The following is an 11,520-nucleotide window of genomic DNA, read 5'->3' as shown; positions in this document are numbered from 1 at the left end:
GGGGGGGGGGGGGGGGGGGGGGCGCGCGCGCGCGCGCGGGCGGGGGGCGCCGCGCGCCCCCGCGCCGGGGCCCCGCCCCGCCGCGCGCGGGTCTGGTCGCCGCCCGCCCCACGCGGCGGCGGGCGCGACCTTGAGGACACGACCTGGCTCCACGGGGGCGGTCAGGGCTCCTTGAGCCATTCCCGCAACTCGTCCTTCAACGAGCGCTGGAACGCGGTCAGCAGCGCCTGCACGACCAGCGGCTGCATGTGCGCCGACAGCGACTTCACGGCCGCCACGGAGTCCTGGTCGCCCACGGCGTTGCGCAGCAGGCCGGACAGTTCGTGGGCCGCGGCGCGCGAGTGGTCCAGCAGGACGGTCCGCGCGGCGAGGATCGTCTCGTCCGCGATCGGTACGTCCAGGAGCTCCAGGCCGAGCTTCAGCAGCCCGGGGTCCAGCCGGAGCGGGTCCCCCGTCCCTTCGACGACGCCCATCGCGGCGAGCCGCTCCAGGTCCGAGTCACCGAGCGGCCGCCCGGCCCGCCGTTCCAGTTCCCCCCGGGTCACGTCCTCCATCGCGTCGGGCGCCCAGGAGGCCACCACGGCACGGTGGATGGCGAGGTCGTGCGCGCTCAGACCGGGCGGCAACTGCGTCAGGTGGCGCTCGATCGCGGCCAGCGTCATGCCCTGGTGCTGCAACTCCTCGATGAGCGCGAGCCGGGCCAGATGCTCCTGGCTGTAGTGGCCCACCCGGCGGGGGCCGATCACGGGCGGCGGAAGCAGGCCCCTGGCGCTGTAGAAGCGGACTGTGCGGACGGTGACGCCCGCGCGCGCGGCCAGTTCGTCGACCGTGAGTTTCGGCTCCTCGGTGTCCGTCGTCATGCCAGGTCCTCGCCTCTCGCGTCGTGCGGCGCGCGTCCGGGGTGAGGGGTGACGGCGCGGTGCAACAGTATTGCTGTCTCACCAGTGTTGTGAAAGCTCCTGTCCACCGGCGTGCGTACCACTGTCGATGTCAGTGGCGGCCTCTACGGTGGTGGCATGTCGGAGATCAGGTATGTCCGCGGTGATGCCACCGTTCCCCTGGCCAAGGGGGTCAAGCTGATCGCCCACCTGTGCAACGACATCGGGGGCTGGGGGAAGGGCTTCGTGCTGGCGCTCTCCCGCCGCTGGCCGGAGCCCGAGGCCGCCTACCGCGCCTGGCACCGCGGCCGCGCCGGCAACGACTTCGGCCTGGGCGCGGCCCAGTTCGTCCAGGTCGAGCCGTATGTGTGGGTGGCGAACCTGGTGGGCCAGCGGGGGATACGCACCGGCAGCAAGGGAGTGCCCGTGCGCTACGAGGCCATCGACGCCTCACTCGCGCTGCTGGCCGACCGGGCGGTCGAGCTCGGGGCCTCCGTGCACATGCCGCGCATCGGATGCGGTCTGGCCGGTGGTACCTGGGCGCGGGTGGAACCGCTGGTCACCGAGCGGCTGGTGCGCCGCGGCCTGGCGGTGACGGTGTACGACCACGGCGGCTGACCGGCACCGGAGGCGCCGGGGCGACGGGCGGCATCCTCGGCCCGAGCAGGCGGGTGAGCGAGCGCGGAAGCCGGCCGCGGAAGGAGTGCGCGGAAGGGCTTGCGGAAGTTTCTGCAATTCCTTGCGGTGATCGTCGGGGGCCTGGTTGACTCGCTGCTCGCGTCCGAAAGGGAGTGTCATGAGCCGCGACATCGACGTCCTCGTCCTGGGCGGAGCGGGTGTGGACACGATCGTCCACGTCCCCGAACTGCCGTTGCCCTACGCCGACAGCTACATGATCCGCCCAGGTATCGAGACCCGGGCCGGACAGACCGGTGACTTCGTCGCGCTGGGACTGCACACCCTCGGCCTGCGCACGCACCACCTCGACATGCTCGGCGACGACCCCGAGGGCGACCTCGTGCGAGCCCTGCACCGGGAGCGGGGCATCGCGCTCACCGAGGTCCCCCAGCCCGCGGGCACCAAGCGCGCGGTCAACCTCGTCGGCCCCGACGGGCGCAGGCTGTCCCTGTACGACGACAGCCGGGCGGGCGAAGGGGACCGGCTGCCCGAGGACACGGTGCGGGACCTGGCCGCGTCGAGCCGGCACGCCCATGTGTCCATCACCCACCCCTGCGCCTTCGCCCTGCCGGTCCTCCGGGAGGCCGGGGTGTCCATCTCGACCGATCTGCACAACTGGGACGGCGAGAACCCGTACCACGAGGCCTTCGCCTACACCGCCGACGTCGTGTTCGTCTCCACCACCGCCCTCGCCGACCACGAGCGCACCATGCGGAAGATCATGGAGCGTGGCCGGGCCGAGGTCGTCGTCGCCACCGCCGGTGCCGAGGGCGCGTACGTACTGGCCGACGGCGAGGTGACCCACATCCCCGCGATCCCGCCCCGCACACCGGTCGTCGACTCGAACGGCGCGGGGGACGCCTTCGCCGCGGGATTCCTCTTCGGCCGTCTGACCGGCGAACCGGTCGGGCGCTGCGCCCTGTACGGCGCGGTGGCCGGCGCCTACGCCTGCACGGTGCCCGCGACCCGGGCCGACGCCGTCACCCGCGCGGAACTCCTCGCCCAGGTGGGCGAGTCGGAGGTGAGGGCCGTCCCCCGCTGAGCCTCCGTGTGACACAGGTGCCACCAGCCGAACCACCGCGTGCCACAAGGGTCCCCACCGAACCACCGCGTGTCCGCGGCATCCGCCGCGGGGCGGCACGGCCCGCTCGCCGCGGGAACCGCCCGCCCCGGCCGGGGCGGGCGGTCCGAGCCTCAGCCGGAGTGGACCGAGTTCGTGGCGGCGATCTTTTTCCACGACTTCGGCCGGGCTACGGCACCCTTCGCGGCCGATGCGGGGGCGAGCCCTGCGTTACGCGCCGAGGGGGCCGCCGGCTTCGACGGCTGGAACAGCCAGGTGTCGAAGCCGGCGGCGAGCGACCGGCCGGACACCTGCTCCGCGTACTTCTGGAAGTCGGCGACCGACGCGTTCCCGTAGGCGTGTTCCTTCGGCCACCCCTTCAGAATGGCGAAGAAGGTGGCGTCCCCCACCTCGTTGCGCAGCGCCTGCACCGCCAGAGCGCCCCGGTCGTAGACCGCGATGTCGAACTGGTTGTCGGGCCCCGGGTCTCCGGGCGCCACCGTCCAGAAGGCGTCGTCCGCCGGATGCGAGGCGTACACGTAGTCCGCGAGCTCCTGCGCCGTGCCCTCGCCCTCGTGCTCCGACCACAGCCACTGCGCGTAGCGTGCGAAGCCCTCGTTGATCCAGATGTCCTTCCAGCCCTTCAGCGACACGTCGTCGCCGAACCACTGGTGCGCCAACTCGTGCACGACCACGGAGGTGTTGGAGCCGTTGGCGAACTGGCGCGGGCTGTAGTACACCCGGGTCTGGGTCTCCAGCGCGTACCCGGTGGTGGTGTTGGGGACGTAACCGCCGGCACTGCTGAAGGGATACGGCCCGAAGTAGCCGCTCAGCCAGTCGACCAGCTCGCCCGTGCGCTCGACACTGGCGCGCGCCGCTCCGTCGTTGTCGCCGAGGTCCTTGCTGTAGGCGTTGACGACCGGGACGCCGCCCTCGGAGGTGCCGCTCGTGATGTCGAACCTCCCGACCGCGAGCGTGGTCAGATACGTGGCCTGCGGCTTGTTGGACCGCCAGTTGTAGCGGGTCCAGCCGAGCCGTGAACTCGTCGACTGGAGCGTGCCGTTGGAGATCGCCTGGGTACCGTCCGGGACGGCCACCGAGACGTCGTAGGTCGCCTTGTCGAGCGGGTGGTCGTTGCTCGGGTACCACCACCAGGCCGACTCGGGCTCGTCCGCCGCGACCGCCCCGTCCGGGGTGCGGTGCCAGGTCGAGAAGCCGTACGCGCTCTTCGTCGACGGCACTCCGCTGTAGCGGACGACGACGGTGACCGACGTCCCCTTGGCGAGCGGCTTCGCCGGCGTGACCTCCAGCTCGTGCTCGCCCGACCGGGCGAACGACGCCTTCACGCCATTGACCCGGACCTCGCTCACGTCGAGCAGAAAGTCCAGATCGAACCGGGACAGGTCCTGCGTCGTGGTCGCCAGGAGGGTGGCCGTGCCCTCCAGTTCGTCCGTCGTCGGCTGGTACGTGAGCCTCAGGTCGTAGTGCGAGACGTCGTATCCGCCGTTGCCGTAGGCCGGGTAGTAGGGGTCGCCGATGCCCGGTGCTCCCGGGGTGTAACTTGCCGCCGATGCCGGGATCGCCAGCAGCAGGGAGGCGGCGAGGGCGCCCGGGGCGATGAGTCTGCGGTGCACGTCAAGCTCCAAGTCGTCGGGGCGTGAAGTCCGTCCGGAGCCTATTCAGTCCCTGGGGCACCAGTCATGTCCACGGCCACCCCTGTCACACGATCGCCATTCGGCCGACATGAGCCATCCGGCCCCAGGGGCCTGTCACCGACCCTCTGTCGCACGGGAGTTGACCGGGGTACGTTCCGCGCATGCCGATACCAGTGAGCCGAACGCGCTTCATGACCTGGAGATCGCTCGCGACGGCGGCCGTGGCCGCCCTGATGGCCGCCTTACTCGTCCCGGCCGCCGCACACGGCGCCCCGCGGCAGAGCACGCCGGTCTACTCGTACGAGAACGCGATCCGCGAATCCGTCTGGGTCGACACCGGCCTCGACGGCGACAACGACGGACGGCACGACCGCGTCGCCGTCGACATCGTCCGGCCGCGCGAACTCGCCCGCCAGGGACGCAGGATCCCCGTGATCATGGACGCCAGCCCGTACTACTCCTGCTGCGGGCGCGGCAACGAGAGCCAGAAGAAGACGTACGACGCGAACGGCCACGTCGTCCAGATGCCGCTGTTCTACGACAACTACTTCGTCCCGCGCGGCTACGCCTTCGTCGGCGTCGACCTCGCCGGCACCGACCGCTCCGACGGCTGCGTCGACGTCGGCGGCCGCTCCGACGTCCGGTCCGCCAAGGCGGTGATCGACTGGCTGAACGGCCGCGCCAGGGGCTACACCACCCGCGCCGGGACCACGAGGGCCAGAGCCGGCTGGACCAACGGCAGGACCGGGATGATCGGCAAGAGCTGGGACGGCACCATCGCCAACGGCGTCGCCGCCACCGGCGTGAAGGGCCTGAAGACCATCGTGCCGATCAGCGCCATCTCCTCCTGGTACGACTACTACTTCGCCAAGGGCGCCCCGCTCTACGACTCCGGCCCCGACTGGCTGTCCGGTTACGTCGACAGCCCCGACGCCCGCGCCAAGTGCGCGGCGGTGCAGCGGAAGCTGGTCGACGGCGCGCCGCGCACGGGCGACTGGACGTCGCTGTGGACCGAGCGCGACTACGTCAAGGACGCCTCGAAGGTGAAGGCCAGCGTCTTCCTCGTCCACGGCATGCAGGACCTCAACGTCCGCACCAAGAACTTCGGCCAGTGGTGGGACGCCCTCGCCAAGAACGGTGTCGACCGCAAGATCTGGCTCTCCCAGACCGGCCATGTCGACCCCTTCGACTTCCGTCGCGGAGCCTGGGTCGACACCCTGCACCGCTGGTTCGACCACGAACTCCTCGGCTACGACAACGGCATCGACCACGAGCCGATGGCCGACGTCGAACGCCACCCCGACCAGTGGACGACCTCCGCCGTCTGGCCGCCCCGCGCCACCGGCGCCACGACCCTGCGGCCGGGCACGGGCACGCGGCCGGGCGTCGGCACCCTCGGACTCGGCCGCGGATCCGGCACCGAGACCTTCACCGACGACCCGCGGCAGAGCGAGACCGACTGGGCCGCGAACATCGACCGACCGACAGCGGACAAGGCCGGCTTCACCACCCGGCCGCTCACCCGCGACCTGCGGCTCTCCGGCTCCTCCAAGGTGACCGTCACCGCCACACCCACCACCTCGGCGGCCCACCTCTCGGCGGTCCTCGTCGACCTGGGCCCGGACACCATCCGTGACTACGCGGGCTCCGGCGAGGGCGTCACGACCCTCACCGACCGCACCTGCTGGGGCGCGAGCACGGCAGGCGACAGCTCCTGCTACAAGGTGACCGAGGCGGCCAGGACCGACGTCGACTACACCGTCGTCAGCCGCGGCTGGGCCGACCTCGGCAACTACGCCTCGGACAGGGGCGTCGCGCTCACCCCGGGCACGGCGTACACCATCACGCTCGACCTGGCGGCCACGGACCACGTGGTCCCGAAGGGGCACCGGCTCGCGCTGATCGTCGCGGGCACCGACAAGGATCTGATCGACCCTCCGGCCGGAACACCGACCCTGACGCTCGACCTGTCCCGCACCTCGGCCCGGGTGCCCCTGGTGGGCGGCGCGGACGCGTTCGAGCGGGCGACGACGGGCTCCACGGCGGCACCTTCCGCGTCCGTCCTCGGCGGCGTACGCGCCCCGCGCCCCGCGCTCCGCGTCCCGGGGGAGGCCGACTGACCCGCGGGCCCGCCGCCCCTCGGGCCGGCCGACCCGTTGACCTACGGGCCGGCCGACCCGCCGCCCCTCGGGCCGGCCGACCTGTTGACCAACCCGCTGACCCGGCGGGCCCGCTAGTCCCGGGCCCGCCGACCCCGCAGGCTCACAGGCCCGCCGACCTCCTGCCCGCCGCGGCCGGAGTTCAGCGGGAGGCGGCCGGACCGACGAGTCCGGCCACCTCCCGCGCGCATCCCCACGCCACCGTGACTCCGGCGCCCCCGTGCCCGTAGTTGTGCACCAGCACCCTCCCGTCCGGCCGCACCTCGCGTTCCAGCCGCACCGTCTCGCGCACCGGCCGCAGCCCCACCCGGTGACCGAGCACACGGGCTCCGGCGACCTCCGGGCGCAGTGCCGCGCACCGCTCGACGATCCGCGCCGCCGCCTCCGGGTCCGGAACCAGCGACCAGTCGTCGTCGTCCGTGGTGCCGCCGAGGATCACCCGGTCCGGCTGCGGGAAGACGTACGTCGTCGTCCCGGCCGCCGGGTCCGTCGAGACGAGCCACTCACGGATCCCGGGATTCTCGACGATCACGAGCTGCCCGCGAACGGGCCGAACGGCCGGATCCGGGACGAGATCACGGGCGCCGAGGCCCGAGCAGTTCACGACGACCGGCGCGTCCGGCTCCGCGAGGTCCGTCACCGTCCGCTCCTCGACCGTCCCGCCCGCCCGCAGCAACCGTTCCCGCAGATGGCGCAGATGCACGGGCATGTCGAGCAACGGCAGCCGTGCCCGCAGCGCGGTGCCCGGATACTCCTCGGCCGTCGCCGCGCGCAGTCCGGGTATGCGGGCCGCCCACGACCCCAGCTCGTCCAGCCGCGTCTCGCCCATGACCCCCTCGACCAGGCGTACGCCACTCACGTCGGGCCGCGCCGCCAACCCCTCGTACACGGAGAGCGATTCCAGGGCCCAGACACGGGCCAGTTCCTTCGGCGCGATGCGATACGGCCACCACAACGCCCCCGCAACAGCCGAGGTGGTCCGCTCGGCGGGCTCCCGCGCCCACACCCGGACCCGTCTGCCGGCCTCGGCCAGCACCACGGCCGTCGTCAGGCCGACGACCCCGCCGCCGACCACGATCACCTCACCGCTCCCGGGCTTCTCCATGCGGGGACGTTAGCGGAACATGCCAGGACAGAGGTGTCTCGTCACGCTCCGCCCGGGGATACTCACAGCATGTCCTCCGAGTACGCCACCTTCGGCCTGGCCCCGGCGACGCGTGCCGGTGGAGTCCTCGCGGGCGGTGACCACCGAGCACGCCGGGACGCCGTCGACTTCGTCGTCGGCGGACGCCCGTTGCTGGACCGGCTCTCCGGCCTCGACGCGGTCTCCCCGATCGCCTCCGACGTGCCGCCCGCGATCTTCACCGCCCAGGTGCGCAGCCTCCTCCTTGAGGCGGAGGCTCCGCTCGACGGGGGCAGGCACGTCATCTACGGCTGTCCCGAGTGCGAGAGCGTCGAATGCGGTGCCGTCACCGCGGTCATCGAGAGCGACGGCGACGACTACGTCTGGCGGGACTTCGCCTGGCAGACCGGCGAACGGGCCGATCTGGAACGCAACGGCTACCACGGCGTAGGGCCCTTCCGCTTCCGCGGCCCCGAGTACCGCGGCGCGCTGAACTCCCTGCTCGACGGTGACGCGGCCGCCCGCCGCCGTGTTCTGTTGATCGGTGCCCGGGGCGCCCCGCTCGCGAAGCCGGCCGCCGCCCTGCGGGCCGTCGGCATCGGCGTCGACATCGCCCGCGACACCGTGGGGGTCCCGGCGGACGAACTGCGCTCCTACGGCGCGGTGTTGTTCGGCCGGTCCGTCCCCGACGAAGCACGCGCCGCCGTAAGGGAGTCCTTCCGTGGCGCGGGGGTCGACGTGCCCCACGTCGAGGGACTCGCGCCGATCGTCCCGCTGCTGGTCGCCCAGATCGAACACGCCCTGGACCGCAGCCCCCGGGAACTGCGCCGGCTCACCGGCCTGGTCGCCGCCGACCGCGAGGCCGCTGTCGAGGTCACCTCCACCTGCCGGGTCCGCCTGACCGCCTACCGCCGCGACCGTCTCTCCCGCACCCGCACCCACGACCTCTTCGACGGCATTCTGGACCCCGGCCACCACCGGATCCCGCTGACCGCCAAGACGGCAAAGAAGGACTCGTTCCTCGTGGCCCGAACCTCCGAAAGCGTCCTGGTCACGGCATTGGCCCACTGACCACCGGCCCGGAGCGCCCAAGCCTTCACGCGAGGGTGTGCGCCCGCGGACCGGGCCGCAGCCGTCCTCCGCGGGAGTCCGTTGTGACAAAGCCGCACCTCGGCGGATCTCCGGCTGGGAGCATGGGGGTCATGGCAGACGAGACTCCCGAGGCTGGTGGCGCCGGTGGTGATGCCCAACGGGTTGTTCCGGACTCCGGACATCAACCGGTGACCCTGCCGTCGCAGACGGCGGCGGCCTTCCAGGCCCAACCCTCCGGCAGCGCGAGAAATACGGTGCGAGATCCCGTCGACGAGGAAAAGCAACGCCGCGAGAGGGTCTCCTGGGCCGATTCATCGGAACGGCGCAGAGGCCTGAGCTGCGAAGTCGTCGCCGCGCTCTGCGGTCTCCTCCTGATCTCCTACGGAGCCTACCGAGGTGACCTCTTACCCAAGATCTCAAGCTCCTCGCCCCTGAATTTGCTCAACTCCATTACGGGGCAAGTCGTCGCGGGATTCATCGTCTACGAATGCGGTCGGCGGTATCGCAAGACGCAGCGGAAGATTCACAATGACCGGTTCTGGCTGGCGGACGCTCGACAGGAACTGGATCGGGCGGAGGCGGCCGTGGATCAAGCCAATGGCCTTCGGCTTCCTGTTCTGTGGGACGTGACGGAGAAGCGGCTCGCCTACTATCACAGGATCGTGACCAAGCAGGCGGAACAGAGCTTCCGCAACGGGCAAGTAGCCATGAGCGCCGGGTTCGTCGTCCTCATTCTGGGTGCGTCTCTCGCCCTTACCGCCGACACTACGGCCAAGACCGTCGTCGCCGGCACCCTCAGTGCGATCGGCGCCGCGATTGCCGCCTATATCGGTCGTACCTTCGTACGGTCTCAGGAAAGCGCCTCGCAACACCTCTTGATGTATTTTAGGCAACCCCTCGAACTCTCCCGATCCCTCGCGGCAGAGCGCCTTCTCTCGGAAATGGAACGGGCGACACGCAGCACTGCCGCCCAGCGACTCATGGAATCGATCCTGTCGTCCGGACCAGAGGGCGGTTCGTCCCCGCAGCGGTCCGAGTCCGCACCGACCGACACCAGCGAGCCGGGGCGGCAGCCTCAGAGCTGATCGCTCGCCATCGGCTGAGCAAGGCTCACCACGCCGGAGCCCGTGCGCTCGGCAGTCCGCGCAGTCCCCACGTACCAGGATCCGTGGCGCAAGGGTGTTCCGGCGGGCCGTTAAAATCGGCTCCCTGATGACTGCCACTCTCGTCGCCAAGAATCTCACCGCCGGACACGGCGACCGCGCGCTCTTCGCCGGACTCGACCTCGTCGTCGCGCCCGGCGATGTGATCGGGCTCGTCGGCGCCAACGGCGCGGGCAAGTCCACGCTGCTGCGGCTCCTCGCCGGCCTCCTCACCCCGGAACAGGGCGAGCTGCGGCTCTCCCCGCCCTCCGCGACCGTGGGGCACCTGCCCCAGGAGCCGGAGCGCCGGGAGGGCGAGACCGTACGGGACTTCCTCGCCCGCCGGACGGGCGTCGACGAGGCCCAGCGGGTGATGGACGCGGCGACGCAGGCCCTCGTCGACGGGGCGCCCGGCGCGGACGACGCGTACGCGAACAGCCTGGAGCGCTGGCTCGACCTCGGCGGCGCCGACCTGGACGAACGCGCCGAGGAGGTCGCCGACTCCCTGGGGCTCGGCGTCGGTCTCGACCAGCCGATGACATCCCTGTCCGGCGGCCAGGCGGCCCGGGCCGGACTCGCCTCCCTGCTGCTCTCGCGCTACGACGTCTTCCTGCTCGACGAGCCCACCAACGACCTCGACCTGGACGGTCTGGAGCGCCTCGAGCGCTTCGTCTCCGGTCTGCGCGCCGGGACCGTCGTCGTCAGCCACGACCGCGAGTTCCTCACCCGCACGGTCACCAAGGTCCTCGAACTCGACCTGGCCCAGCAGCAGATCACGTTGTACGGCGGCGGCTACGAGGCGTACCTCGAAGAGCGCGACACCGCCCGCCGGCACGCGCGCGAGGACTTCGAGGAGTACTCCGACAAGCGCTCCGCCCTCGAAGGCCGCGCCCAGATGCAGCGGGGCTGGATGGACAAGGGCGTCAAGAACGCCCGGCGCAAGGCGAACAACGACAACGACAAGATCGGCCGCAAGTTCCGCAGCGAGGCCAGCGAGAAGCAGGCCGCGAAGGCCCGGCAGACACAGCGCATGATCGAGCGGCTGGACGTCGTCGACGAGCCCCGCAAGGAGTGGGAGCTGCGCATGGAGATCGCGGCGGCCCCGCGGTCGGGCGCGGTGGTCGCCACGCTGCGGGACGCCGAGGTACGGCGTGGGGACTTCACCTTCGGCCCGGCGACCCTCCAGATCGACTGGGCGGACCGGGTGGCCGTCACCGGCGCGAACGGCGCGGGCAAGTCGACCCTGCTGGGCGCGCTGCTCGGCCGGGTGCCGCTGTCCTCCGGACACGCCACGCTCGGCTCGGGTGTGGTCGTCGGCGAGGTGGACCAGGCCCGCAAGCTCTTCCACGGCTCCGAGTCGCTGCTGGACGCGTTCGGCGCGGCCGTCCCGGATACGGAGCCCGCCGAGGTCCGCACGCTGCTGGCCAAGTTCGGCCTGAAGGCGGACCACGTCATGCGCCCGGCGGCCACGCTCTCGCCGGGCGAGCGCACCCGCTCGGCGCTGGCCCTCCTCCAGGGCCGGGGCGTCAACCTGCTGGTCCTGGACGAGCCGACGAACCACCTCGACCTGCCGGCCATCGAGCAGCTCGAATCGGCCCTGGACTCCTACGAGGGCACGCTCCTGCTGGTCACCCACGACCGCCGCATGCTGGAGGCGGTCCACACGACCCGCCGCCTGGAGGTGGCAGCCGGCAAGGTGACAGAACGCTGACCCTCGCGAACCCTGGGCCCTG

Annotated in this window: 9 protein-coding genes; 6 read left to right on the top strand and 3 right to left on the bottom strand. The window is 71.7% G+C overall.

Annotation, left to right across the window (positions count from 1 at the left end):
• Window positions 1-161 precede the first annotated feature (161 nt).
• Window positions 162-860: a MerR family transcriptional regulator gene (locus ACFXGX_RS20820; protein WP_384793159.1), complete on the bottom strand. Its 699-nt coding sequence runs from the start codon at window positions 858-860 to the stop codon at window positions 162-164.
• A gap of 156 nt (window positions 861-1,016) precedes the next feature.
• Between ACFXGX_RS20820 and ACFXGX_RS20815 the strand changes: the two genes are divergently transcribed.
• Window positions 1,017-1,496, top strand: a complete 480-nt coding sequence (locus ACFXGX_RS20815) for a macro domain-containing protein (RefSeq protein ID WP_384793156.1) — start codon at window positions 1,017-1,019, stop codon at window positions 1,494-1,496.
• Between the two features lie 178 nt (window positions 1,497-1,674).
• Window positions 1,675-2,598 carry an adenosine kinase gene (locus ACFXGX_RS20810; protein WP_384793153.1) on the top strand — a complete coding sequence of 308 codons (924 nt, stop codon included), beginning with the start codon at window positions 1,675-1,677 and terminating at the stop codon, window positions 2,596-2,598.
• A gap of 152 nt (window positions 2,599-2,750) precedes the next feature.
• Here the strand turns inward: ACFXGX_RS20810 and ACFXGX_RS20805 are convergent, their stop codons facing one another.
• Window positions 2,751-4,250 carry a M1 family metallopeptidase gene (locus ACFXGX_RS20805; protein ID WP_384793150.1) on the bottom strand — a complete coding sequence of 500 codons (1,500 nt, stop codon included), beginning with the start codon at window positions 4,248-4,250 and terminating at the stop codon, window positions 2,751-2,753.
• Between the two features lie 182 nt (window positions 4,251-4,432).
• On the opposite strand from ACFXGX_RS20805, the gene ACFXGX_RS20800 reads away from it, so the two are divergent.
• Window positions 4,433-6,391, top strand: coding sequence for a Xaa-Pro dipeptidyl-peptidase (locus tag ACFXGX_RS20800; protein WP_384793147.1), 1,959 nt, complete (start codon window positions 4,433-4,435; stop codon window positions 6,389-6,391).
• A 181-nt stretch (window positions 6,392-6,572) separates the two neighbouring features.
• Here the strand turns inward: ACFXGX_RS20800 and ACFXGX_RS20795 are convergent, their stop codons facing one another.
• The gene (locus ACFXGX_RS20795; RefSeq protein WP_384793144.1) at window positions 6,573-7,535 is read right to left on the bottom strand and encodes an FAD-dependent oxidoreductase; all 963 of its coding nucleotides are present in this window, start codon (window positions 7,533-7,535) and stop codon (window positions 6,573-6,575) included.
• A gap of 69 nt (window positions 7,536-7,604) precedes the next feature.
• Between ACFXGX_RS20795 and ACFXGX_RS20790 the strand changes: the two genes are divergently transcribed.
• From ACFXGX_RS20790 to ACFXGX_RS20780, 3 genes are all read left to right on the top strand, one after another.
• Window positions 7,605-8,624 carry an oxidoreductase gene (locus tag ACFXGX_RS20790; RefSeq protein WP_384793142.1) on the top strand — a complete coding sequence of 340 codons (1,020 nt, stop codon included), beginning with the start codon at window positions 7,605-7,607 and terminating at the stop codon, window positions 8,622-8,624.
• Between the two features lie 131 nt (window positions 8,625-8,755).
• The gene (locus tag ACFXGX_RS20785; protein ID WP_384793139.1) at window positions 8,756-9,730 is read left to right on the top strand and encodes a hypothetical protein; all 975 of its coding nucleotides are present in this window, start codon (window positions 8,756-8,758) and stop codon (window positions 9,728-9,730) included.
• A gap of 127 nt (window positions 9,731-9,857) precedes the next feature.
• The gene (locus ACFXGX_RS20780; protein ID WP_384793136.1) at window positions 9,858-11,498 is read left to right on the top strand and encodes an ABC-F family ATP-binding cassette domain-containing protein; all 1,641 of its coding nucleotides are present in this window, start codon (window positions 9,858-9,860) and stop codon (window positions 11,496-11,498) included.
• Window positions 11,499-11,520 lie beyond the last annotated feature (22 nt).

Origin of the sequence: Streptomyces sp. NPDC059371 (assembly GCF_042751995.1) — a bacterium.
Classification (GTDB): domain Bacteria; phylum Actinomycetota; class Actinomycetes; order Streptomycetales; family Streptomycetaceae; genus Streptomyces.
The sequence above is the reverse complement of the archived record's forward strand: the minus strand, read 5'-3'. Positions and strand labels throughout refer to the sequence as shown.

What these genes read in the sequence shown, in the direction of transcription:
- ACFXGX_RS20820 (WP_384793159.1), bottom strand. Translation starts at nt 860, where the DNA reads ATGACGACGGACACCGAGGAGCCGAAACTCACGGTCGACGAACTGGCC.
- ACFXGX_RS20815 (WP_384793156.1), top strand. Translation starts at nt 1,017, where the DNA reads ATGTCGGAGATCAGGTATGTCCGCGGTGATGCCACCGTTCCCCTGGCC.
- ACFXGX_RS20810 (WP_384793153.1), top strand. Translation starts at nt 1,675, where the DNA reads ATGAGCCGCGACATCGACGTCCTCGTCCTGGGCGGAGCGGGTGTGGAC.
- ACFXGX_RS20800 (WP_384793147.1), top strand. Translation starts at nt 4,433, where the DNA reads ATGCCGATACCAGTGAGCCGAACGCGCTTCATGACCTGGAGATCGCTC.
- ACFXGX_RS20795 (WP_384793144.1), bottom strand. Translation starts at nt 7,535, where the DNA reads ATGGAGAAGCCCGGGAGCGGTGAGGTGATCGTGGTCGGCGGCGGGGTC.
- ACFXGX_RS20790 (WP_384793142.1), top strand. Translation starts at nt 7,605, where the DNA reads ATGTCCTCCGAGTACGCCACCTTCGGCCTGGCCCCGGCGACGCGTGCC.
- ACFXGX_RS20785 (WP_384793139.1), top strand. Translation starts at nt 8,756, where the DNA reads ATGGCAGACGAGACTCCCGAGGCTGGTGGCGCCGGTGGTGATGCCCAA.
- ACFXGX_RS20780 (WP_384793136.1), top strand. Translation starts at nt 9,858, where the DNA reads ATGACTGCCACTCTCGTCGCCAAGAATCTCACCGCCGGACACGGCGAC.